This is a genomic window from Bacterioplanes sanyensis (assembly GCF_002237535.1).
GTDB lineage: Bacteria > Pseudomonadota > Gammaproteobacteria > Pseudomonadales > Oceanobacteraceae > Bacterioplanes > Bacterioplanes sanyensis_A.
In genome coordinates this window covers 2,547,631-2,570,012 of the sequence record NZ_CP022530.1, presented here as the reverse complement: position 1 = coordinate 2,570,012, position 22,382 = coordinate 2,547,631, and the positions used below count along the sequence as shown (strand labels likewise).

Annotated in this window: 23 protein-coding genes and 1 tRNA gene; 6 read left to right on the top strand and 18 right to left on the bottom strand. The window is 52.0% G+C overall.

The window, feature by feature from the left end:
* Positions 1-4: 4 nt before the first annotated feature.
* The 3 genes from CHH28_RS11960 to CHH28_RS11950 all read left to right on the top strand — a co-directional run bounded on the left by CHH28_RS11960 (position 5) and on the right by CHH28_RS11950 (position 3,336).
* Positions 5-1,873 carry a long-chain-acyl-CoA synthetase gene (locus tag CHH28_RS11960; RefSeq protein ID WP_199243895.1) on the top strand — a complete coding sequence of 623 codons (1,869 nt, stop codon included), beginning with the start codon at positions 5-7 and terminating at the stop codon, positions 1,871-1,873.
* A 250-nt stretch (positions 1,874-2,123) separates the two neighbouring features.
* Complete coding sequence (locus tag CHH28_RS11955; RefSeq protein ID WP_157729892.1) at positions 2,124-2,441, top strand: DUF3892 domain-containing protein; 318 nt, start codon at positions 2,124-2,126, stop codon at positions 2,439-2,441.
* 226 nt (positions 2,442-2,667) lie between these two features.
* On the top strand, positions 2,668-3,336 hold the full coding sequence (locus CHH28_RS11950) for a hypothetical protein (RefSeq protein ID WP_094060525.1): 669 nt from the start codon (positions 2,668-2,670) through the stop codon (positions 3,334-3,336).
* A 4-nt stretch (positions 3,337-3,340) separates the two neighbouring features.
* On the opposite strand, the gene CHH28_RS11945 is transcribed toward CHH28_RS11950, so the two are convergent.
* Entirely contained in the window at positions 3,341-4,237 is an 897-nt protein-coding gene (locus tag CHH28_RS11945) for a LysR family transcriptional regulator (protein ID WP_094060524.1), read from the bottom strand.
* A gap of 626 nt (positions 4,238-4,863) precedes the next feature.
* Here CHH28_RS11945 and CHH28_RS11940 point away from each other — a divergent pair.
* The 3 genes from CHH28_RS11940 to CHH28_RS11930 all read left to right on the top strand — a co-directional run bounded on the left by CHH28_RS11940 (position 4,864) and on the right by CHH28_RS11930 (position 6,593).
* Positions 4,864-5,148: a hypothetical protein gene (locus tag CHH28_RS11940; RefSeq protein WP_094060523.1), complete on the top strand. Its 285-nt coding sequence runs from the start codon at positions 4,864-4,866 to the stop codon at positions 5,146-5,148.
* Positions 5,149-5,461: 313 nt separating this feature from the next.
* On the top strand, positions 5,462-5,833 hold the full coding sequence (locus tag CHH28_RS11935) for a VOC family protein (RefSeq protein ID WP_332881218.1): 372 nt from the start codon (positions 5,462-5,464) through the stop codon (positions 5,831-5,833).
* Positions 5,834-6,068: 235 nt separating this feature from the next.
* Positions 6,069-6,593 (top strand): adenylate kinase, encoded by a 525-nt coding sequence (locus tag CHH28_RS11930; RefSeq protein WP_094060522.1) that lies wholly within the window; start codon positions 6,069-6,071, stop codon positions 6,591-6,593.
* A 199-nt stretch (positions 6,594-6,792) separates the two neighbouring features.
* Here the strand turns inward: CHH28_RS11930 and CHH28_RS11925 are convergent.
* The 17 genes from CHH28_RS11925 to CHH28_RS11845 all read right to left on the bottom strand — a co-directional run bounded on the left by CHH28_RS11925 (position 6,793) and on the right by CHH28_RS11845 (position 22,381).
* Positions 6,793-6,869 (bottom strand) — tRNA-Pro (locus tag CHH28_RS11925).
* 73 nt (positions 6,870-6,942) lie between these two features.
* The gene (locus CHH28_RS11920) at positions 6,943-7,302 is read right to left on the bottom strand and encodes a MerR family transcriptional regulator (protein WP_094060521.1); all 360 of its coding nucleotides are present in this window, start codon (positions 7,300-7,302) and stop codon (positions 6,943-6,945) included.
* Positions 7,277-7,585, bottom strand: coding sequence for an integration host factor subunit alpha (gene ihfA, locus CHH28_RS11915; protein WP_094060520.1), 309 nt, complete (start codon positions 7,583-7,585; stop codon positions 7,277-7,279). The genes CHH28_RS11920 and ihfA overlap by 26 nt, the downstream gene beginning before the upstream one ends.
* A gap of 1 nt (position 7,586) precedes the next feature.
* Entirely contained in the window at positions 7,587-9,962 is a 2,376-nt protein-coding gene (gene pheT, locus CHH28_RS11910) for a phenylalanine--tRNA ligase subunit beta (RefSeq protein WP_094060519.1), read from the bottom strand.
* A gap of 15 nt (positions 9,963-9,977) precedes the next feature.
* Positions 9,978-10,982: a phenylalanine--tRNA ligase subunit alpha gene (gene pheS / locus CHH28_RS11905; RefSeq protein ID WP_094060518.1), complete on the bottom strand. Its 1,005-nt coding sequence runs from the start codon at positions 10,980-10,982 to the stop codon at positions 9,978-9,980.
* 140 nt (positions 10,983-11,122) lie between these two features.
* Positions 11,123-11,476 carry a 50S ribosomal protein L20 gene (gene rplT / locus CHH28_RS11900; RefSeq protein WP_094060517.1) on the bottom strand — a complete coding sequence of 118 codons (354 nt, stop codon included), beginning with the start codon at positions 11,474-11,476 and terminating at the stop codon, positions 11,123-11,125.
* A gap of 22 nt (positions 11,477-11,498) precedes the next feature.
* Positions 11,499-11,693, bottom strand: a complete 195-nt coding sequence (rpmI, locus tag CHH28_RS11895; protein ID WP_094060516.1) for a 50S ribosomal protein L35 — start codon at positions 11,691-11,693, stop codon at positions 11,499-11,501.
* Between the two features lie 147 nt (positions 11,694-11,840).
* A complete protein-coding gene (gene infC, locus CHH28_RS11890) occupies positions 11,841-12,380 on the bottom strand; it encodes a translation initiation factor IF-3 (protein WP_233243857.1) in 540 nt (179 codons plus the stop codon).
* Positions 12,381-12,382: 2 nt separating this feature from the next.
* The gene (thrS, locus tag CHH28_RS11885; protein ID WP_094060514.1) at positions 12,383-14,314 is read right to left on the bottom strand and encodes a threonine--tRNA ligase; all 1,932 of its coding nucleotides are present in this window, start codon (positions 14,312-14,314) and stop codon (positions 12,383-12,385) included.
* A 106-nt stretch (positions 14,315-14,420) separates the two neighbouring features.
* Positions 14,421-15,467, bottom strand: a complete 1,047-nt coding sequence (locus CHH28_RS11880) for a protein-glutamate methylesterase/protein-glutamine glutaminase (protein ID WP_094062069.1) — start codon at positions 15,465-15,467, stop codon at positions 14,421-14,423.
* Position 15,468: 1 nt separating this feature from the next.
* Positions 15,469-16,038, bottom strand: a complete 570-nt coding sequence (locus tag CHH28_RS11875) for a chemotaxis protein CheD (RefSeq protein ID WP_094060513.1) — start codon at positions 16,036-16,038, stop codon at positions 15,469-15,471.
* Complete coding sequence (locus tag CHH28_RS11870) at positions 16,035-16,862, bottom strand: CheR family methyltransferase (protein ID WP_094060512.1); 828 nt, start codon at positions 16,860-16,862, stop codon at positions 16,035-16,037. The genes CHH28_RS11875 and CHH28_RS11870 overlap by 4 nt, the downstream gene beginning before the upstream one ends.
* A complete protein-coding gene (locus CHH28_RS11865) occupies positions 16,859-17,344 on the bottom strand; it encodes a chemotaxis protein CheW (RefSeq protein ID WP_094060511.1) in 486 nt (161 codons plus the stop codon). The genes CHH28_RS11870 and CHH28_RS11865 overlap by 4 nt, the downstream gene beginning before the upstream one ends.
* Before the next feature lie 10 nt (positions 17,345-17,354).
* Positions 17,355-19,289: a methyl-accepting chemotaxis protein gene (locus CHH28_RS11860; RefSeq protein ID WP_094060510.1), complete on the bottom strand. Its 1,935-nt coding sequence runs from the start codon at positions 19,287-19,289 to the stop codon at positions 17,355-17,357.
* Between the two features lie 120 nt (positions 19,290-19,409).
* Positions 19,410-19,964 carry a chemotaxis protein CheW gene (locus CHH28_RS11855; RefSeq protein WP_094060509.1) on the bottom strand — a complete coding sequence of 185 codons (555 nt, stop codon included), beginning with the start codon at positions 19,962-19,964 and terminating at the stop codon, positions 19,410-19,412.
* Between the two features lie 9 nt (positions 19,965-19,973).
* A complete protein-coding gene (locus tag CHH28_RS11850) occupies positions 19,974-22,082 on the bottom strand; it encodes a chemotaxis protein CheA (RefSeq protein WP_094060508.1) in 2,109 nt (702 codons plus the stop codon).
* Entirely contained in the window at positions 22,079-22,381 is a 303-nt protein-coding gene (locus tag CHH28_RS11845) for an STAS domain-containing protein (protein WP_094060507.1), read from the bottom strand. The genes CHH28_RS11850 and CHH28_RS11845 overlap by 4 nt, the downstream gene beginning before the upstream one ends.
* Position 22,382 lies beyond the last annotated feature (1 nt).

The following is a 22,382-nucleotide window of genomic DNA, read 5'->3' as shown; positions in this document are numbered from 1 at the left end:
CGATATGAATACTTCCACCACCTCCGCTGCCGCAGCCACCAACGATGAGCCCATGCTGGCACCGCGCGAAGTCACCCTGGGCAATATCCTGCGTCAGCTGATTGCCCAAACGCCCAAGCTGCCTACCACCCTCAAAGGGCTGACGGCACTGATCCGCACCAAACCACAGCGCCAGCGCTCCATTGGTTTGCTTCTGGAAGAGTTGGCAGCGCAGCAACCCGAACACATTGCCGTGCGCTATGAGTCCATCACTTACAGCTACGGCGAGCTCAATCAGCGCGCTAATCAGCTGGCGCATTATTTATCCAGCCAGCAAGTGCGTAGCGGCGATGCCGTCGGCATCATGCTGGAAAATCGCCCAGAAACCCTGATCGCCGTACTGGCCACGGTTAAACTCGGCGCCATTGCGGCAATGATGAACACTTCTCAGCGCGGCGAGGTATTGCTGCACAGCATCAATCTGGTCACGCCAAAGCTGATGATTTGCGGTGAGGAAGTGCTCGAGCACATGAGCACGGTGGAAAGCCAGCTACCGGTACACCTGGCCACCCAGCTGTATTATTGGCGAGACCATGGTCATGCCGACAAACCGGCGCACTATCAGGACATAGAAACACTGATGATGCAGCAGCCGGACAACAATCCAGCCACCACACGCCAAGTGAAAATGCACCAGCCGTGTTATTACATTTTCACCTCTGGCACCACCGGCCTGCCCAAAGCGTCCGTGATGAGCCACTATCGCTGGCACAAATCCATGGCGGGCATGGGCCTAGCCTCAATGAAGTTGACCAAGCATGACACCCTGTTTGTCAGCCTGCCGCTGTATCACAACAACGCATTGACGGTCTCACTAGCGGCCGTGTTAGGCGCCGGTGGCTGCATTGCCATTGCACGCAAATTCAGCGTCCGACGTTTTTGGGACGATGCTCGCCGCCACCAGGCAACGGCCTTTTGCTACATTGGCGAGCTGTGCCGCTACCTGCTCAATCACCCGCCACAAGACAACGATCGCGACCATAACATCCGCGTGATCGTTGGCAACGGGCTACGGCCAGACATCTGGATGGCCTTCAAGCAACGCTTCGGTATCGATCACATCAACGAGTTTTATGGCGCCAGTGAATGCAACCTGGTGTTTACCAACGCCTTTAACCTCGATAAAACCGCCGGCGTGTGCCCACTGCCCTATCGCGTGGTCGCCTTCGACATTGATGCCGATGCCCCCAAACGAGGTGACGACGGCTACATGAGCCGGGTCGACCGCGGCGAAACCGGACTGCTGATTACCGCCGTCAACGACAAGCAGCCTTTTGAGGGCTACACCGACGCCAAAGCAACGGAGAAGAAACTGCTACGCGACGTATTCCAGCCGGGCGACTGTTGGTTCAACACCGGCGATCTGGTCATTGACCAAGGTTTCCGCCACATTGCCTTTGCCGATCGCACCGGCGATACCTTTCGCTGGAAAGGCGAAAATGTCGCCACCACCGAGGTGGAATCGATCCTGATGGAGTTCCCTGGGGTTGAACACGCCGTGGTGTATGGTGTGGAAGTGCCGCACTGCGATGGCCGTGCCGGCATGGCATCGCTGACGCTCAAAGGTGATGACTCTGCCTTCAACTGGGGCAGTTTGACGCGCCATTTAAAAGAAAAGCTGCCGGCCTATGCCATTCCGGTATTTATCCGCCTGCGCCCACAAGAGCAGGTCACTGGCACATTTAAATATCGCAAGGTGGAGCTGAAAGAAGAGGCGTATCATCTGGACAAAGTCGATGGCGGTGTTCATTGGCTCGCCGCCAAGGCGGACAGCTACCGTCCATTAACGTCAAGCGATGAGCAACAGCTTGAACAGGGCAGCGTTGCTTTGTAGCTCTGCCATCCGCAACACCGCCACATCCCCTCTGCTGTCAGCTTTGCGCTCAGCAGAGGGCTGATATGCCCCGCCCCTGCGCTGCCTGCCAACGATAATTTAGTGATCTATATATAACAGACGGTTATAATAGTTCTGTCATCTAGGCAACATACTATCCTGCCAGGTCACCAATAGTTGAGCTGGTTCGCACTTTCTTTCCATGTCTGGCACTACCATAGTCACAAAGTATGACCAAAGGCGCTCCACCATGATTGCCAGCCAAGCGAATCTGAGCCTGGCGCCGGATTTCATCGTGACCGCTATCCGCCGCCAAGCAAACCGTATCAGCCATGTGCGCCTGCACGCCTGGAATGGCGATGGCAGCTGCAGTGGCTACACCATCCGCCGCGAAGAACTCATCCAAGCGTTGCGCCGTGGCGATCTGATCTATGCTGCCGACCGGCAAAACGACGAAATCCAATTGCTGCGAAAAATCGTCAGTATCGGTGTTAAAGGCGAGCGCTACGTCAAAACCGACCTCGACCTGCAGGCACGAGACGGCTTGGACGAGCTGCCCAATTTTTAAAGCCAGCGCATTGTTCCGCTCGAGCGCTGGCGTCCCCTCAAATAACAAGTTGAATAACAACTGCTCCATAAAAGGCCCAGTGCTACTGAGCGCAGTGCCTTTGCTGTGTGCCCTGCCATCCATCTATACGAATTGTCATCATCAGGTTTGCGCTGTGGCTTACAACTTGCCATGCTGACAGAGCCTGCAACAGGACGTTGTTGCTAAACACAAAACAGGGTTGACCATGGCACAGTTCCTCACCAGCGCTGCTCTGACTGGCGCACTCGAAGCCTTAATTGATGATGCTGAAAAGCACTTGGTATTGGTCAGTCGCGTGGTGCGATTAACCCCAACGTTGCGCCAAAAACTGGAGAGTAAAGCCACCACGCCCGTGTCTATTCGTATTGTTTGTGGCGACAAGAATCTCAGCCCTGAGGATCATCAGTGGCTGAAGCAACACCGCCAAATTCAACTGCGCTACGTACCCGACCTGCACGCACGCTGCTACCTCAATGACCATACTGCGCTCATCACCAGCCTCGGCCTAGACGACCTAGAGCAAGGCAACAGCACAGAAATGGGCGTATTGGCCCAAGCAGACAGCGACCCAGAGCTCTATCGTAACGCCGTCAAAGAAGTGGGCAGGATTTTGCGCTTGGGCGATCAAATGATTTCGAAGCGCGAACTGACGGCAGAGCAAGACGACAAGCATGAACTGCTGTCCATTCCGCGCCTGGCCGATTCCCTTAGCATCAGTAGCAGCGCGGTGATCACTCAACTGCTAAAGCTGGGTTACCTCAGAGAGCAGGAAGGCATGTTTGTGTTAACCGAGCAGGGACGCTCAAAAGGTGGAAAACTGATCACCAGCTCACACGGGGTCTCGTTTTCTTGGCCCCATGACATTCTCAGCTGACAGGCTACTCAGCGGTTGGCATATCCATGGTCAATAAACGCAATTGGCCCATAAATTCACGCGCTGCCGGGCCGAGGGTGTCTTTATCGTGGTAATTGAGAAAGAAACTGGCTCGACGCCTCGCGCCTTCCACCAGATTCAAACGTTTCAAACGACCAGACACCAACGACGCTTCGATCGACGGCAGAGGCAGCCAAGCAAAGCCCAGCCCTTGTTCAATCAGCTCGACCGATGCGCGAATGTGGCTGACCGTCCAGCGCTGCTCGGCACCCAGCCACCCTGCACTGGCTTTATTGGTACTGGCCGAATCGCGCACAATAATTTGCCGGTAAGGGCGTAGATCCTCATAGCTGAGTGGTCGATCAAGACCGTGCAAAGGGTGATCAACGTGTGCGACTGCAACAAAATCAATCACACAGATTTCTTCATTCAGGCTGTTTTCCATCGACATGGGCGACAGCGAAATATCTGCATTGCCGCCATACAGCAACTCATTGGCACCCGACAATACGGTGTCGATGATGTCGAAACGTACTTGCGGATAGAGTGCCGACACCATTTCCAACACCTGAAACACCACCTTCTGAGGAAACGCTCCGTCGACAGCGATGCGCAGCTCGGATTCAACGCCAACACTGAGCGACTCTGCCACCGCCTCAATACGCGTCACTTCATCCAGTAAAAAAGCACCGCGACGCAACATCAGCCTGCCAGCCTCGGTTAACAGTGTTTTGCGCCCTTCAACCTTGAACAACTCAACGCCAAGCGACTGCTCCAGCTTACTGACTGCATGATGAATACTGGACTGGCTTTTGTGCACCATGGCCGCTGCCTGATTAAAGCCGCCTGCATCCACCACCGCTTTAAACATACGCCATTGTTCGAGAGTGGTTTTTTGCATGATTGCACCCGCAAAGAATAAGATCAGAACACTAATCCCCCTGTATGGAAAGATCAAACTCACCGTTACACTAATCGGCCATTTACGACTCCAACTTGAACAATAAAATGGCGGTTTAATCGATAAAATTCACTTTATAAAAATACTTGAGAGCTTCAGGAAAATTTATAAAAATAAAACCAAAAAAAAAAAAATAGAACACCAAAGAAATTTAAAACACAGATACAGACCACAACACCCTTAAGCCCTACAACAACCACCCCACTTCCATATTGCTATCGACAGAGTCGATGCCGCCTCAGCACTGCACCATGCCCTGGCGTAAACGCCGAACACCTAGCGTAAATGACGACCATCACAGATAGCACCAATCGAGATTAAAACTCGAGATCTGAAACCCAAATGATATAGAAAAGTAGTCGACTTCTGGCAAAGCCACAGCAAATCAGGCTCTCAGAGCACCCTCTTCAAAAGAGGCCAAATATGTCAGCAAACGTCTATTCCATCACTCAATCAGTTCGTGTAAAACATTGCGACCTCGTTCGGCTTGCTTCACTCAAGCCTTACGTTTGTCACATATCTGTCACAGATGTGACCCATCTGTGGCACCAGTATGGATACAGAACATGGCACAACCACAGGCTCTACCGTCTAGATTCGATACCTCCGCAGCGCCGCACCATGCCCCATTTGCCAAGCTGCTCACCGATGCTTTCATCGCTCGCTACAGTCGCTTCGAGACGACCCAAGAGCTACTGCATGCCAGTCAACTTGGTTTACAAGACCCGAACGACATCCTCTTTGTCCCAGTCGCCGAGTGGGATCGCTTCATCAGCCAGAACACCGACTTCAGTAGTTGGCGCGTGATGCTTAGCAAAGCCATTCATAGATACGTGACCGCAACGAGTTAGACGCCGGAGTCAGAAAAAGTAGGCTAGCCAGGGCCAAGGTCGTATCTGAAAGACGGCTGGGCGCCTTGATCTGACAGGCGTTGATAACGCATGCATGCCTCGCTCCCACAGCAGACCGCATCAAACGTATTTAATTCCGGCACGACAGATTGATAGCGGCAAACGCTAAATGCCTGCAAATCGCTTCAGCCAGATTCGCTCATTATTAATCAGGCAGTGAAAAATTCTCCAGCAGAGAGTCCTCTCGCAAAGCTGCTGACATCACGCTGTCAGCAGGCCTGCGATACAGTGCGCGGGTCAGTTATCAGAGACCATGACCACTATGAAAATGTGCTACTTCGTTGTTGGGACCAACAATATGCCCTCCGCTGTTGAGTTTTACGACGCCTTATTTGCCATAACCGATTATCGACAAACCTTCGCGGATCATCGCATGACGTTTTGGCAAGGCGCTGATTCAGACTCCGCATTTGCTGTTGCATTGCCCTTCGATGAAAAAGAAGCAACGCATGGCAATGGAACCATGTTGGGTTTTAGCCTTGGCTCACCAGAACTGGTAGACGCGGTGTACCAGAAAGCGCTCGATCTGGGTGGCACCTGCGAGGGCAAACCCGGCCAGCGCGGACCGCGATACTCTGCATACGTCAGAGATAGAGACCACAACAAGCTGGTATTTTCAGACTAATGCTATTCGAGCCCGCCATCTTAGCCACGGAATAATCAGTAACGAGAACGGCAGTTGACAGCAAACCTAAATGCAGGAATGATAAAAAAATGAACCAGCCAACGTCTTTCTTCATAGCCGAGATTATTACCATTCCATAGGAATGGTGGGCTCTGCTGTCAGTCAGAATTCTAAACCCACCCGAGAGGTGGGTTTTTATTTCATCTCCCGGGGAACAACCCCAAAGGAGATACACATGAAAAAAGTAGCCATATTCGGAAAGCCCGGCAGTGGCAAATCCAGCATCGCAAAAAAGCTGGCGTCCTGCACTAACATCCCCCTGCACCTGCTAGATACCTTGGCGTACACCAAGGACGGTAGATTGGTAGCCGCTGAGACATTCAAACAGTCACACGATGTAATCCTACAATCCGACAGCTGGATCATAGATGGACTCGGCCCCATCAATTGCTTTCATGAGCGCATTGCTGCAGCCGATACGCTCATCTACATCGACCTTCCTTACCCAACCTGTTATTGGTTCGTCTTCAAACGGATGATAAAAGGCCTATGGGAAGCACCCCTCGGCTGGCCAGCAGGCAGCTCGGTATTAAAAGGCAGCATTCAGAGTTTTAAAACACTCAGACTCTGCCCAAAGTTTTGGAACGAGGATTTCAAAAAACGGATCATGAATTTATCAGACTCAAAATCCATCCATATCATTTCATCTACTGCTGAGCTAGATCGTTTTTTATCTGATACAAAACTGAAGTCCGAATAGCACTATTGAATCTGAGTCAGGATGTCGGATGTCGGATGTCGGATGTCGGATGTCGGATGTCGGATGTCGGATGTCGGATGTCGGATGTCGGAATATTAGCTTAAAAGCGAACCCGGAACTCACTTAACAAAAGCATATCGACAGGTCTACGTTACCCGAATGATCCAAGCAACAGAGAAAAAGGAAGGAAAGGGAAAGTTGGTCGGGATGAGAGGATTTGAACCTCCGACCACCTGCACCCCATACAGGTGCGCTACCAGGCTGCGCTACATCCCGACTCAAGTTTGAGGCTGGCTCAAACGCTAGCAAGTATACCTAAGTGACTGAAAAGTTAAAGTTTTTTGTAACCCTAGTCGGCCTTCAACAAAGCTGATAATTCTTTCAATTCACTGATCATGTTTTTGATCAAAGCTTGATCCATCGCCACAGCTTTCGAGTCGCCCTCTTCTTCCAGGCGTTGGCGAGCACCACCGATGGTGTAGCCTTTTTGGTACAGCAAGGCGCGAATTTCGCGTACTAAAATGACGTCTTGGCGCTGGTAGTAGCGGCGATTGCCACGGCGTTTAACCGGGCTTAATTGTGGAAATTCCTGCTCCCAATAGCGCAGGACATGGGGTTTGACATCACACAGCTCGCTGACTTCACCGATGGTGAAATAGCGTTTTGCCGGGATCGGGGGGAGTTCATTGTTGTGAGTCGGTTCCAGCATACGCTTCGACTCGAATTTTGAGTTTTTGACCTGGTTTAAAGGTGACAACCCGGCGAGCAGAAATAGGAATCTCCTCACCGGTTTTTGGGTTGCGACCAGGCCGCTGGCGTTTGTCACGCAAGTCGAAGTTGCCGAAGCCCGACAACTTCACTTGTTCATTGCGACTGAGACTGTCGCGGATCTCATCAAAGAAGAGATCCACCATGTCTTTCGCTTCGCGTTTGTTGAGACCAAGATCCTCGAACAGTTTTTCCGCCAGTTCTGCTTTGGTCAGAGCCGTCATGCTAGCCCCTCAGCGTTGCTCCTACACTCTCGTTCAAGTGAGCGAGCACGGCGTTGACCGAATCGTTCACTTCTTCGTCAGTTAGAGTGCGTGAAGGATGCTGCCAGGTCAAGCCTAGGGCCAGACTTTTTCTATCAGGATCAATGCCTTTGCCCACATAGACGTCAAACAATGTGAGGTTCGTCAAGTATTCGCCTGCCACTGAACGGATACCCGCGAAGACATCGTCGACGGCCACACCTTGCTCAACCACCAAGGCCAAATCACGGCGCATTTCCGGGAACTTGGACAGCTCACCGAAGGCTGGAACACGGCGCTGCTGCACAGCAGCGAGATCAATCTCCACCAGATACACAGCGTGTTTCAGATCCAGTGACTTCTGCGCCTGCGGATGCAATGCGCCGATCCAGCCGACAGGCTGACCGTCTTTTTCGATGCGCGCTGTTTGCCCTGGGTGCAAAGCATCGTGCTGTGCGGCGACAAAACGGTAGTCACCCAGCAGCCCACTGCGTTGCAGCACGCTCTCCAGGTCGCCTTTGATGTCAAAGAAGTCGACGCCGCTATCTTCGTTGCTCCAGCCCTGCGGCTGACGGTTACCAGCAATGGCCATGGCCAAAGTAGGTACCTGCAGCAGGCCATCAGCCGTTGGAACAAAACGCAAACCTGTTTCGAACAAGCGCACACGCGGCTGCTGGCGCTTCATATTGTGCTCTACCGCGCCCAACAAACCGGCCCACAGAGTAGTGCGCATCACCGCCATTTCCGCTGAAATTGGGTTCAGCAGCGCCAACGCCTCGACCTTCGGGTCCAGCACTTGCTGCACTTTTTTGTCGACAAAGCTGTAAGTAATGGCTTCTTGGTAGCCGCGCGAAATCAGCTGACGACGAACGTCCGCCAGCGGCATTTTCGCCTCAGGCGCGGTGGCCAAAGGAGTAGCCGCTTGCGGGACACGCACCGGCAAACGGTTGTAGCCATAGATGCGCGCCAGCTCTTCGATCAGATCAGCCTCAATGGCCATATCAAAGCGGTAGCTCGGCGCCACGGCTTGCCAGCCCTGCTCTGTGGCGGTGACTTGCATGCCCAGACGCTCGAGAATGTCCTGCACGTCATCGTCCGCCATTTTCAGACCGAGGATCTTTTCAATGCGTGCGCGACGCAGCTCGATGGTGGCCGCTTTCGGCAGATCCGTTTCGCTGACCACCTCTTCAATGGGCCCAGGCTGACCGCCGCAGATATCCAGCACCAACTGAGTGGCGCGCTCCATCGCAGTGCGTGCCAGCTGGTAGTCCACACCGCGCTCAAAGCGGTGAGAAGAGTCGGTATGCAAGCCATGAGCACGTGCCTTACCGGCAATGGTAATCGGGTTGAAGAAGGCTGCTTCCAGCATCAAGTCTTGCGTGGTTTCCGTTACGCCCGATTGCTCACCGCCCATGATACCGGCCATGGCCAATGCACGACTGTGATCGGCAATGACCAAGGTATCGCTGCTCAAGGTCACTTCCTGACCATCCAGCAGAGTCAGCTTTTCCTGCTCTGCTGCCATGCGCACGCGAATGCCGCCGTCGAGCTGATTCAGGTCGAAGGCATGCATCGGCTGACCCAGCTCCAGTAACACGTAGTTGGTAATGTCCACCACTGGGTCGATGGAACGAATGCCACCACGGCGCAGCTTTTCGACCATCCACAAAGGTGTGGCAGCTGTTACATTGACACCACGAACGATACGACCCAAGTAGCGCGGGCACGCGCCACTGGCCTGCACCTCGATGCTGGGCTTATCGTCGATGGCCGGCGCCACGGCCTCAATGGCTGGGCCTTGCACAGCAACACGGTTCAACACACCCACTTCACGCGCCAAACCAGCAATGCTCAAGCAATCACCGCGGTTAGGGGTTAAGTCGACGTCGATGATTTGATCGTCTAGGTCCATGTAAACACGGAAATCCTCGCCGACCGGCGCGTCCGCGGGCAGCTCCATCAAACCATCGCTGGCTTCTGACAGGCCCAATTCAGCTTCTGCGCACAGCATGCCGAAGGATTCAACATCACGCAGCTTGGCTTTTTTAATCTTAAAGTTGCCTGGCAATACCGCGCCCAATTTGGCAAACGGAATTTTCAGACCGGCGCGCACATTCGGTGCACCGCAGACAATCTGGAAGGTTTCCTGGCCATCGCTAACCTGACACAGGCTCAGTTTGTCGGCGTTAGGGTGCTGCTCACGACTGATGACTTCGCCTACCACCACACCGCTAAATTCACCCGCCACTGGGTCGACATCGTCGACCTCCAGGCCGGCCATCGTTACTTGATCCACCAGCTCTTGGGTGGACACTTCCGGCTGCACCCACTCGCGCAACCACTGTTCGCTGAATTTCATGTGTGAAGCCTCGTATTAACGGAATTGCTGCAGGAAACGTAAGTCGTTTTCGAAGAACAGGCGCAAATCATTAACGCCGTAGCGCAACATCGCCATGCGCTCGACCCCCATACCAAAGGCAAAACCGCTGTAGACATCCGGATCGATGCCCACGTGTTTAAACACGTTCGGGTGAACCATGCCGCAGCCGCCAATTTCCAGCCAACCGTGCTTAGTGCCTTCCGGCGTTTCTACGATCCATTCGATGTCGATCTCAGCCGACGGCTCGGTGAACGGGAAGTACGATGGACGCAGGCGCACTTTGACATCGCGCTCAAAGAAAGCGCTCATAAATTGCTCCAGCGTGCCTTTTAAATCGGCAAAACTGATGTCTTTGTCGACCAGTAAACCTTCCACCTGATGGAACATGGGTGAATGAGTTTGGTCGTAGTCGCAACGATACACACGGCCCGGACAAATAATACGAATCGGCGGCTGTTGTGCCTCCATGGTGCGAATTTGCACTGGCGAGGTATGAGTACGCAGCAGGCTACCCGCATCAAAATAAAAGGTATCGTGCATGGCACGCGCCGGGTGGTGCGATGGAATATTTAAGGCTTCAAAGTTGTGAAAGTCGTCTTCCACTTCCGGTCCTTCCGCTACTTGGTAGCCAGCACCGGCAAAAAACTGTTCGATACGCTCAAGTGTACGCGTGACTGGGTGCAAACCACCCTCTTGCATGGCGCGCCCAGGCAAGGTGACGTCCACGGTTTCTGCTGCCAGCTTGGCATTTAATGCAGCGCTTTCCAGTGCAGCGCGACGCGCGTTGATCGCATCCTGCACCTGAGTTTTTGCCGCATTAATAACCGCACCGACTTGCGGGCGATCCTCAGGCGCAACGTTACCGAGATTTTTCATCAGACCGGTAATTTCGCCTTTTTTGCCAAGAAACTGGACCCGAACCTGATCCAGTGCGGCGACGTCGCCTGACTGCTCAACCGCAGCGAGGGCTTGTTGTGTCAGGGCCTCAAGGTTTTCCATCGTTGTGTTCCATCGTTGACTTCGATTTCGACAAAAAAATAGGGGAATGCCTCAGGTTGTTCACCTTCGCCACTCCCCTATTCCGTCGGCACTCACCTGATGAGTGCCACTTTCGGATTCCGGTTTAACCGGCAGACCGATTACAGGCTGGACTTGGCTTTTTCAACCAAAGCCGCAAACGCTGCTTTTTCGTTCACTGCCAGATCAGCCAGAACTTTACGGTCAATTTCAACAGCGGCTTTTTTCAGGCCGTTGATAAACTTGCTGTAAGACAGGCCATTCTGACGGGCACCCGCATTGATACGAGCGATCCACAGCTGACGGAACTGACGCTTACGCTGACGACGGTCACGGTAAGCGTACTGACCAGCTTTGATAACCGCTTGCTTAGCTACACGGAATACACGGCTACGAGCGCCATAGTAACCTTTAGCTTGCTTCAGAATTTTCTTGTGACGACGACGAGCGATCACACCACGTTTTACACGAGCCATTACTTATCTCCTGAACAATTAATTAAAGGTTAGGCAGCATGCGTGCTACCAGCGCCTTATCAGAGCGGTGAACCTGCAGCATTGGACGCAGGTGACGCTTACGCTTGGTGCTCTTCTTGGTCAGGATGTGGCTACGGTGAGCCTGACGGTGCTTGAAACCGTTCGCAGTCTTTTTGAAGCGCTTTGCTGCGCCACTCTTAGTTTTGATCTTTGGCATTGTATTAACTCCACAGTTGTGACGCGTACAGAAACTAAGACCTGTAAAACGTCTGCCATAACAGAGAAGGCAGTGCCTTCCCAGCAACCGGTAGAACGCACAAACCCCGGCATCAGCCGGGGTCTGAACATCCGTTTGAAGACCGGATTACTTCTTTTTGCTTGGAGCAATGACCATCACCATCTGACGGCCTTCCATTTTAGGATGCTGCTCCACCGTGCCGATTTCAGCCAGATCGGCTTCGACACGCTTCATCAATTCCATACCAATGTTTTGGTGCGCCATTTCGCGACCGCGAAAGCGCAACGATACTTTGGCTTTGTTGCCTTCAGTCAGGAAGCGGGTCAGATTACGCAGTTTGATCTGGTAATCGCCTTCTTCGGTTCCTGGACGGAACTTGATCTCTTTGATCTGCACCTGGTGCTGGCGTTTCTTGGCTTCGGCTTTCTGCTTCTTCTCTTCGTAGAGCTTCTTGCCGTAGTCCATCACCTTACAAACGATGGGATCACCGTCTGAAATTTGCACCAAGTCCAGCTCTGCCTCTGCGGCCGCCTCAAGAGCTTCATCGATGCTGACAATCCCTACTTGATTGCCGTCTGCCCCGATTAACCGTACTTCAGTGGCACGGATGTTCTTGTTGATGGCGGCGCTAGGTTCGCGCGCGCCCTTTCTATTGTCGCGTCTGATGATCAGTTCTCCATTCCAAACCGGCCGCGCTGTGCGATGCTTTCTTCAAGCAGCTCGATGAAGCGATCGGCGCTCATCACGCCCAAGTCTTCGCCACTTCGTGTCCGCACAGCTACGGTGTTTGCTTCGACTTCTTTATCCCCTACCACGAGCTGGAAAGGGACCTTGTGTAAAGTGTGCTCGCGGATTTTAAAGCCGATCTTCTCGTTTCTCAAGTCCGCTTGTGCCCGGAAGCCCAGAGAGTTGAGTCGATTGGCCAAATCTGCGCAGTATTGTGCCTGGTTATCAGTGATATTCAGGACTGACACTTGATGTGGCGCCAACCATGGCGGCATCGCACCTGCGTAGTGCTCGACCAAAATGCCAACAAAACGCTCAAACGAACCCAAGATAGCACGGTGCAGCATCACCGGATGCTTGCGTTCGCCATCTTCGGCGACGTACTGGGCACCCAGACGCTCCGGCAGCATGAAGTCCAGCTGCAAAGTACCGCACTGCCAAACTCGGTTCAGGCAGTCACGCAGCGAGAATTCGATTTTCGGGCCATAGAAGGCACCTTCACCCGGCTGCAGCTCCCAATCCAAACCCGCATCGTTCAGCGCATCTTCTAACGCCGCTTCGGCTTTGTCCCACAGATGCTCTTCGCCGATACGGCCTTCTGGGCGCGTCGACAGTTTCATTTCAACGTCGTCAAAACCGAAGTCTTTGTAGACTTCCAGCGTCAGCTTGATGAAGTCAGACGCCTCTTTGCGCATCTGATCTTCGGTCACGAAAATGTGGGCATCGTCCTGGGTAAAACCACGCACACGCATGATGCCGTGCAAGGCACCCGACGGCTCATTACGGTGACAGCAACCAAACTCCGCCAAGCGCAGTGGCAAATCACGGTAACTCTTCAGCCCCTGGTTAAACACCTGAATGTGCGCTGGGCAGTTCATCGGCTTCACAGCATAGGTGCGTTTTTCGGACTCGGTCACAAACATATGCTCGGCATAATGTTCCCAGTGACCAGATTTTTCCCACAAGGTGCGATCCACCACTTGCGGGGTTTTGATTTCTTTATAGCCAGCACCGTTTTGAACTTTACGCATATACTGCTCAAGTACTTGATAAATCGTCCAACCATTAGGATGCCAGAACACCATACCCGGTGCTTCTTCTTGCAAATGGAACAAGTCCAACTGCTTGGCCAGTTTACGGTGGTCGCGCTTTTCTGCTTCTTCCAAGCGAGTCAGATACGCTTTTTGATCTTTTTTATCGTTCCAGGCGGTGCCATAAATACGCTGCAATTGCTGATTATTGGCATCGCCGCGCCAGTACGCACCGGATACGCGCATTAATTTAAATACACGCATGACACGTGTATTGGGCACGTGTGGACCACGGCACATATCTACGTATTCTTCGTGATGATACAAGCCAACTTCGGTCTCGCCCTGGGAGATTAAATTGTCGATCAGCTCGACTTTGTAATCCTCGTCACGATCAACAAAAATACGACGCGCTTCTTTAATTGGCGTCATTTTTTTATCGACGTCGTAATCTTTTTTAATCAGCTCTTTTACGCGCTTTTCAATGACCGCGACGTCTTCTGGGGTGAATGGACGCTCGTATTCGATGTCGTAATAAAAGCCGTCGTCAATCACTGGACCAATCGCCATTTTGGCGTTTGGAAACAGTTGTTTGACCGCGTGACCGACCAAGTGCGCAAAAGAGTGACGAATGACTTCCAGACCGTCTTGGTCGCGACCTGTGATCAAGGTAATGTCAGCATCGTGAGTAATCAGCTCACAAGCATCAACTAACTGACCATTAATCCGACCGCATACCGTTGCTTTGGCTAAACCAGGGCCAATGTCTTCAGCAACTTGCATCACTGTTACGGGTTGGTCGAATTCGCGTTTGGAACCGTCGGGAAGAGTAATAACAGGCATAATCATGTCCTTGTCAGTGGTGGCCCCTACGACAGGCCACGTGATTGTGAAAGGCGGTCACTCTACCGACCGTTTCAGCACATGTAAACCAGTGTCAATGGATAAACTATAACCAGCTTTGAGGGTGACAGATGGCCGAGGCGATTTGCTCCAGCGCCAACTGGCGCATCACACCGCCCATACGCAATGCTTCCTTGGGCATGCCATAAACAACACAGCTGGCTTCGTCTTGCCCCAATGTCAATGCACCAGCTTGATACATCTCCAGCAAACCACGTGCGCCATCATCGCCCATGCCCGTCATAATCACGCCCAGAGCGTTTTTGCCAGCCGCCTGAGCCACCGAGCGAAAGAGCACATCCACCGACGGCCGGTGGCGTGAGACCAATGGCCCATCTTTCACTTCCACACGATACTGAGCACCGCTGCGCAGCAAGGTCATGTGCTGACCACCCGGGGCAATCAATACATGCCCGGGCACCACACGGTCGCCCGCTTCGGCCTCCTTTACTCGAACCTTGCACAAACCATCCAAGCGTTCGGCAAATGCACGGGTGAACTGCGCTGGCATGTGCTGCACCACCACAATACCAGGGCAGTCCATTGGCAACGCCGTCAGCACCTGCTCCAGCGCTTGTGTACCACCGGTTGATGTCCCCAGTGCCACGACTCTATCCGTTGTTTCATGCATCGGTGCCACCGCTGCTGGCGCAGTGGTGGGTGCAGTGCTGCGTTTGGGCGCTGTTTTCGGCCTTGCGGCAGCGGCACCCTTAATGGCATCCAGCAATAAAGTGCGTGACTCTTGCAAAAAGCCTTTTAGCCCAGTTTTCGGTTTGGTGATGATGTCCACGGCACCGGCGGACATGGCTTGCATACTGGTGGTCGCACCGTGCGCCGTTAATGTTGAGCAAATCACAACTGGCGTCGGCCGCTCTGCCATTAACTTACGCAAAAAAGTAATGCCATCCATACGCGGCATTTCGATATCCAGCACAATGACATCCGGCCACTGTGCCTGCATTTTCTTTTCGGCAAAGATCGGGTCTGATGCACTGCCAAGCACCCGCACGCCAGCACACGCATTAAGCACCTCAGTTAGGACCTGACGCACCACAGCAGAGTCATCGACAATAAAGACATTAATAGTCGCCATGTTAATCATCCCAGAATACAACAGTGCCTGCCGGCTGACGCTGCTGCTGTTGTTGCTGACGCGACAGCCACTGACTCTCATCTTCCACCAACAACTGTGCTTGTTGGCGCCCATCGATTAAACGCACGTACACTCCCAGATCGCTGCCATCAAATAAAATAGTACGGCCATTCTCACCGCCGACGTCGTGAGACGATACGGGTATGGCTTCTTGCTGCAAAAAATCAAACGCGAACTCAACGTTAGCTTGACCGATATTAAAATGTTGCTGCCCGATTTGATTCAACACATTGGCACCACCAAACACTTTGGCCTTCATACGTTTCTTCTCTGCCCCGCGTTTGAGCATGGCATTGATCAATAGCTCCATCGCATGGATACCATACCGCCCAGAGACGGATGACTGCTGGTGATACTTATCGAGCGCCAATAAGAAATGATTCATGCCAAATACATGCACCCGCTCGTCGTACAGGCATACAGCAACACAGGAACCTAATAGCGTTTTAAGAATGACAGAGGATTGGTCGCTAACACGATATTCCCCAGGCGCAACCGTGTAGGTTGTCATACCTGGGCAGTCCGCGCTTGCGGTGAGTAGCGATAAACCGATGGTTGAATGGTTTGTAAATGCGGGCTAATACCAAACAGTGATTCGGAGTGGCCGGTGATCACCAAGCCGTCCTTGGCCACCAACGGTAGAATTCGTCCGATCACCGCTTCTTTGGTCGGCTGATCAAAATAAATCAATACATTGCGAATAAAAACAATGTCAAACGGCCCGATGCCAGCCAGCGGTTTGGTCAGGTTCATTAATCGACAATCAACCGCCGCACGGATTTCAGGGATAAACGTAAAATAACCGCTGTACTCACCGCGACCACACAAACAAAAATGTTTGCGGTAGTACTCGGGCACTTTTTCTAACATAGCCTCAGGATAAATCGCACGGCGCGCTTTACTGACCATACGGCTGCTGATGTCTGTGCCCACCAACGACCAACGATCGGTACCCAGAATGTCCTGAGCCAGCATCCCGATGGTATACGCCTCCTCACCAGAGGACAAAGCCGCACACCAAATTCGCCAGTGCTTGCCTGGCTGACTGCGCAGTTCCTTCGCCAACACATTAAAGTGCTCCGCCTCACGGAAGAAATACGTTTCGTTGGTGGACATCAGGTCCAGCATGACCTGCAACTCGTCCTTATTGCCGCCGCGCAGATAGGACAAATACCCATCAAAGGAATCCAGCCCCAGATGCAGCAAGCGTTTGCGCAACCGGGTCACCATCATGGTTTTTTTATGTTCGCTCAGTTGGATACCCGCGGTATCGTACAGCAGCGACGAGATGCCGCGGAAGGCCGCATCGGAAATGTCTTCGCAATGGGTGTTCACGACGCTTCTCGCTGCGACAGCTCCTCAGCATCCAAAATGCGTCCTAGGTGCAACATCACCACAAAGCTGCCATTGATTCTGGCCATACGCTCTATAAATTCCTGGCGTATACCAACGCCAAAGTCGGGGGCATCCTGAATATCATGAAGATCGATTTCTACTATTTCGCTAACGCTGTCGACCAACATACCAAAAATTTCACGGTCTTGTTGATCGTGACGCTCCACCACCAGAATCACACTGCGCCGACCAATTTTGGTGGCGGTGTTTTTTAGCCTTTGATTCAGGTCAATCACCGGCGCGACATTGCCGCGCAGGTTTATAACACCACGAATGGCATCTGCCGCCATAGGAACTCGCGTCATACTGCTCACTTCGATGATCTCTTTTACTTCAAGAATACTGATCGCATAACGCTTTCCATGCACCATAAAGGTAAGGTATTGATTCGTCAGCGCTGGCGTTTGCTCGAGCATTTCCATATTCACTGCCTCAATAACGCTTAAACTCACCGTAGTTTGGCTGCTCCTGGCTCTCCGGTGATGACAACGCTCTGGCACTGGCTTTCGCGGGCTTGGCCGCAGCCACATCACTGCCACCCGCTAGGGAGAAGAAAGCTACAGCCTGTTGCAATGCCTCAGCTTGGCCAGACAGCTCTTCTGCAGTCGCGGCCAACTCCTCAGATGAAGACGCATTCTGCTGCGTGGCTTTATCCAGCTGCGACATCGCACTATTGATTTGATCAATTCCCGCCGCCTGCTCTTCGGACGAAGCGGTAATTTCCTGCACGAGATCTGCGGTTTTTTGAATGCTCGGTACAATGGCTTCCAATAGCTGACCGGCTTCTTCGGCAATGGAGACACTGCTGGTGGCTAACTCATTAATTTCCTGCGCCGTCGTGCGGCTATTTTCGGCCAACTTCCTGACCTCTGCGGCCACCACCGTAAAGCCTTTACCGTGCTCACCAGCACGCGCTGCTTCAATTGCCGCATTGAGCGACAACAGATTGGTTTTGTAAGCAATGTCTTCGATCAGGCCAATTTTATCAGCGATGTCTTTCATCGCCGCGACGGTTCTTGATACCGCTTGCCCGCCTTTTTCTGCCTCAGAGGCAGCCTTGGTGGCCATTTGATCGGTAACACGTGCATTCTCGGCATTTTGCCGCACGGATGCGTGCAGTTGCTCCACTGAGGCACTGGTTTCTTCGACGCTCGACGCTTGCTCTGTTGCCCCTTGGGAAATGGTTTGCGCTGAAGCGTTTAGTTCATTGGCAGCACTCGCCAAACCATCGGCACCGCTGCGCACTTGCTGAATGACGTTGGTGAGGCGTTCAACCATATTGATCATATGGCTGTATACACCGGTAGCCGCTTCACGGTTATTAAAGGTCACTTGCAAGTTACCCTCAGCCACTTCAGAGGTAATATGCGCCATTTCCGCCGGCTCGCCGCCTAACGGCTTTTTGATAATTCTAACCAATACCCAGGACAAGAAAACAGATAACAGAATTGAGGCGACTGAAACCCAAACAACCATTGTAATCGTGCCTGTGTTCCCTGCTTCCAGCTCCTCACCCAACACCTTTTGATCTTCAATTACCGATAGCTTCACGACCTCAGTTGCATCAGCTACGATCGGTCCAATACGGTCCATTTCAGCAACATAGGACTTTTTATCTATGGACATTTGCCGTAGCAACTTGATACCAGCAGTATAGTCCAACAAGGTGCTTCTAAAATCGGATAAAGAGCGACCGATCTCACTACTGCTATCGCTCGCTATATATTCGTCTACGGACTTCAGTAAACGTCCCTCGGTGATATCGATAGCTTGATCGATCTGGGAAATATCTTCACTGGCAAGAAACATATTCCCATAAAGGCGGGCATCATACAGGGCTGAGCGAACACGGCTGGCGCCATTCATCCGCTCAATATCACCGGTCTGATAAGATTGCTCGTGTATACGATTAGCCAAGTTGACCAGCTTCCCTCCTAACGGACGCAAGGTCGACTTTAACAACGAGTCAGCTTCTTTATCTTTATTGACAATAGAGTCAAACGAAGCCTCATATTCGCCTACCACATTATTAATTACATTAATTTTTTCAACACGCTCTGGCTTTTCTATCATGGCAGTCGCTTCTGCCAAAATCTCATCCATGGTATTGAATCGAGCATGGAAGTTCGATTCATTTTCTTCGCTAGGGGACATCAGATATTTCATTGCAAACATACGAGCCAACACCATATTGGCTTGCACACGCCCAGCACTGTTGGCATCCACCGCCAACTCGCGGTAGTCTCGAAAACCATTGACCGCGGTGGTTAACCCCAAATACGCAACGACGGAGACCACCAGAAGTAAAGCTACCACGACTGAATAGCTCAGACTGATTTGCATGGTAAGATTAAGCTTCTTAAACATTGATTTATCTCCCTATCGGCCCAGTTTCACCTGAAGCCATCAGACACCTTGCAGACCTTTAAATGGATAAATAGCACTCGCCTCAAAGCCACTGCTATTGCGACTGCCATCAGCTTAGCGTTAATCGGTTGCTACGTTTGACGTATTAGCATTTACACCCTGAGCCAAGTCATGCTTTAAACGACTAGCGTTCAAGAACTCATCCGCACTAAGAATTTCGCCAGCATCAATCAAAACGATCAAACCGTCGTCCGTATGAGCCAGAGCACCGACGCAATCGGTTTGATCTGCCCCCTCGTTCACACTCGGCGCAGTGCGAATATCATCCACGGCTACTTCGACAATTTCCCGAACTTCCGTTACCCACAAACCGATAATGCTTTCTCGGTGCTCCATCGGTACCCGCGCTAACACCACACAACTGCGCCGGGCTTCCCCTTCGCTAACAGCACCAATTTTCATCGGCAAATCGACAATGGGAATAACATCGTCATCCACTTCTATGACGCCACGTATGTGACGTGCCGCTCCTGGAATGCGCGTCATGGCATCAGGCTCAATGATCTGCTTAACGGCACCAACAGCTAACCCAAACAGCTCACGGCCACAATAGAAGGTCAGATATTGAAAACTATTGGCTGAACTCAAAGACGTATCGTAATCGTGGGTCGCCATAGCCTGCCCTCAGTGCATGGTCATCTGTGCATGGGCGGAACTCACCAACCCTTGAACATCGAGAATCAGTGCCACCTCACCGCTACCTAATACGGTAGAACCACTAATTCCGTTAAAATTACTGAATATCTTTCCGAGTGGTTTGATGACCGTCTGCAGTTCACCGTACAAAGAGTCGACCACAAATCCTGCTCGTTCATTGCCAATACGCACCACCACCAAGCTTTCTCGTTCATGTTGATGCTCGCCCGGCACATCTAGAAAACTCGCCAAGCGAATATACGGTAGTACATCACCGCGCAAATTAATGTATTGCTGATCATCTTCAACTTGCCAGTCGTTGCTATCCATCTCCACACACTCTTCCACCATCGCCAGCGGGATCACATAGCGTTCGTTACTAGCACCCACCATAAAGCCATCGATAATGGCCAAGGTAAGCGGTAGCCGTATGGTGATCTTAGTTCCATTACCTGGCTCGGTGGTTAAATCTATGCTGCCTCGCAGCTCTTCTATGTTACGCCGTACTACATCCATACCAACGCCACGCCCGGACAGATTGCTGGCTACATCTTTGGTGGACAGCCCTGGCGAAAAGATCAGTTGGCTGATCTCTTTTTCCGTCAGCTCCTGATCTTCACGCACCAAGCCGTTAGTTATCGCTTTTTCTCGAATCTTAGCCAGGTCCAAACCAGCGCCGTCGTCTTCAATTTCAATCACCACGTGACCGGAGTCATGATAGGCGTTTAACACGAGGCTACCCGTTTCTGGCTTGCCATTGGTCAGCCGTTCCTTGGGCATTTCAATACCATGATCAAGGGAGTTGCGGACTAAGTGCGTGAGTGGATCGGTGATTTTTTCTACCACGGTTTTGTCGAGCTCGGTGTCACCGCCGGTGATTTCCAGCTCAATACGCTTACCCAACTCTTTGCTGACATCGCGCACCACGCGACGAAAGCGCGAAAATGAGTCGCCAATTTGCACCATTCTCAGTTGCAGCGCGGTATCACGAATGTCCTCCACCAGCTGCTCGGCAGTCGTTACTGCATCGTTCAATTGCGTTAAGCCATCTTCTTCTATACGAAGCCGAATCGCTGCATTGGATATCACCATCTCCCCAACCAGGTTAATCAAGCGTCCTAATTTCTCGGAATCGACACGAATCAATCGGCTTTCAGCAGAAATGCGATTTTTATTTTCAGTTTGCTTAGCTAAGGCTGCGTTGACCGTGGTTTGTGTTACGGCCTTATCCTTCACCAGAATTTCGCCCAGCTTATCTTGACTGCAGGCTTGTTTGCCTAGACAGCGTTCAATTTCATGCTTGGTTAATGCACCCACACTCAATAACATATCGCCCAAGCGGTCGACATGATCGCTTGTCATCTTCGACAATTGCTCGACAAAGTCTTTCTCGATATTGGCAGGTGGCAAAATGCAGATATCACAATCATCTGCTGCAAACTCAAACACGTTAAACAGTGACTGTTTGCTCGCATTGCCTTCAAATAAAATATCAAACCCTAAATAGCAAGACTCCGCATCGTAGTCAGCACTGTCTGGAATTAGGTGCTGTAACGTCAGCACATCCACCACTTTGCCCTTTTGCTGCAAATAGCGAATAAACGAGATGGCATCTATGCCATTACGAAAAGCATCCTCGCGAAAACGCAAACTGATCAGCCATTGCTTTTCGGCCTCAGGCAGGGGCGTTTCGTCGTCCGCTTCAGGCTCTTCGGCCCAGCTTTCTACCGACGTCATTTTGCCCAATATCTCGTCGCCTTTGCGCACTAAATCAGCCGTTGCACTTCCCCCGACGGAAGCCAGAGTGAGCTCTTGTAAGTGATCACGACTTTGCAACAACAAACCGACCAGCTCTTCATCCAGCTCCCGCTGGCCATGGCGGGCACTGTCCAAGATGGTTTCTACGGGGTGGGTGAAACCGACAATTTCAGCAAAACCAAAAATACCAGCGGCGCCTTTGATGGTATGGATGGAGCGAAAGACTGAATTGATCAACTCAGCATCTTGGCCTTGCTCTTCAATCGCTAGTAGCGCTTCTTCCATTTGCTCCAGCAGCTCTTGCGACTCCTGCAAGAAGGTATCGGTCAGCTCAGTCATGCGGCCTCCCCTACTACGCTGTCAAACCAATCAATGTCTTCCAAGCGCAAGAGTTCAACCACTTCTTGTAAAGCCTGAGGCGGCTGTTTTAACTGACAATGGATATCGTGCTCATGACATTCTTTAGCGATACACAACAGTAACTGCACACCTGCGCCGTCAATTTCCTGTAACTGGCTGGCGTCCACCACTAGCGAGCGGCAGTCTGCCGGTAACGGCAGATACAGTTCTCGCTGCTCCGCAGCTGTGTATATCGTGAGTTCGTTGCCAAGCTGAATCTGTTTGACTTGCGCATCCATT

What these genes read in the sequence shown, in the direction of transcription:
- CHH28_RS11960 (WP_199243895.1), top strand. Translation starts at nt 5, where the DNA reads ATGAATACTTCCACCACCTCCGCTGCCGCAGCCACCAACGATGAGCCC.
- CHH28_RS11955 (WP_157729892.1), top strand. Translation starts at nt 2,124, where the DNA reads ATGATTGCCAGCCAAGCGAATCTGAGCCTGGCGCCGGATTTCATCGTG.
- CHH28_RS11950 (WP_094060525.1), top strand. Translation starts at nt 2,668, where the DNA reads ATGGCACAGTTCCTCACCAGCGCTGCTCTGACTGGCGCACTCGAAGCC.
- CHH28_RS11945 (WP_094060524.1), bottom strand. Translation starts at nt 4,237, where the DNA reads ATGCAAAAAACCACTCTCGAACAATGGCGTATGTTTAAAGCGGTGGTG.
- CHH28_RS11940 (WP_094060523.1), top strand. Translation starts at nt 4,864, where the DNA reads ATGGCACAACCACAGGCTCTACCGTCTAGATTCGATACCTCCGCAGCG.
- CHH28_RS11935 (WP_332881218.1), top strand. Translation starts at nt 5,462, where the DNA reads ATGACCACTATGAAAATGTGCTACTTCGTTGTTGGGACCAACAATATG.
- CHH28_RS11930 (WP_094060522.1), top strand. Translation starts at nt 6,069, where the DNA reads ATGAAAAAAGTAGCCATATTCGGAAAGCCCGGCAGTGGCAAATCCAGC.
- CHH28_RS11920 (WP_094060521.1), bottom strand. Translation starts at nt 7,302, where the DNA reads ATGCTGGAACCGACTCACAACAATGAACTCCCCCCGATCCCGGCAAAA.
- ihfA (WP_094060520.1), bottom strand. Translation starts at nt 7,585, where the DNA reads ATGACGGCTCTGACCAAAGCAGAACTGGCGGAAAAACTGTTCGAGGAT.
- pheT (WP_094060519.1), bottom strand. Translation starts at nt 9,962, where the DNA reads ATGAAATTCAGCGAACAGTGGTTGCGCGAGTGGGTGCAGCCGGAAGTG.
- pheS (WP_094060518.1), bottom strand. Translation starts at nt 10,982, where the DNA reads ATGGAAAACCTTGAGGCCCTGACACAACAAGCCCTCGCTGCGGTTGAG.
- rplT (WP_094060517.1), bottom strand. Translation starts at nt 11,476, where the DNA reads ATGGCTCGTGTAAAACGTGGTGTGATCGCTCGTCGTCGTCACAAGAAA.
- rpmI (WP_094060516.1), bottom strand. Translation starts at nt 11,693, where the DNA reads ATGCCAAAGATCAAAACTAAGAGTGGCGCAGCAAAGCGCTTCAAAAAG.
- thrS (WP_094060514.1), bottom strand. Translation starts at nt 14,314, where the DNA reads ATGCCTGTTATTACTCTTCCCGACGGTTCCAAACGCGAATTCGACCAA.
- CHH28_RS11880 (WP_094062069.1), bottom strand. Translation starts at nt 15,467, where the DNA reads ATGGCGACTATTAATGTCTTTATTGTCGATGACTCTGCTGTGGTGCGT.
- CHH28_RS11875 (WP_094060513.1), bottom strand. Translation starts at nt 16,038, where the DNA reads ATGACAACCTACACGGTTGCGCCTGGGGAATATCGTGTTAGCGACCAA.
- CHH28_RS11865 (WP_094060511.1), bottom strand. Translation starts at nt 17,344, where the DNA reads ATGGAAATGCTCGAGCAAACGCCAGCGCTGACGAATCAATACCTTACC.
- CHH28_RS11860 (WP_094060510.1), bottom strand. Translation starts at nt 19,289, where the DNA reads ATGTTTAAGAAGCTTAATCTTACCATGCAAATCAGTCTGAGCTATTCA.
- CHH28_RS11855 (WP_094060509.1), bottom strand. Translation starts at nt 19,964, where the DNA reads ATGGCGACCCACGATTACGATACGTCTTTGAGTTCAGCCAATAGTTTT.
- CHH28_RS11850 (WP_094060508.1), bottom strand. Translation starts at nt 22,082, where the DNA reads ATGACTGAGCTGACCGATACCTTCTTGCAGGAGTCGCAAGAGCTGCTG.
- CHH28_RS11845 (WP_094060507.1), bottom strand. Translation starts at nt 22,381, where the DNA reads ATGGATGCGCAAGTCAAACAGATTCAGCTTGGCAACGAACTCACGATA.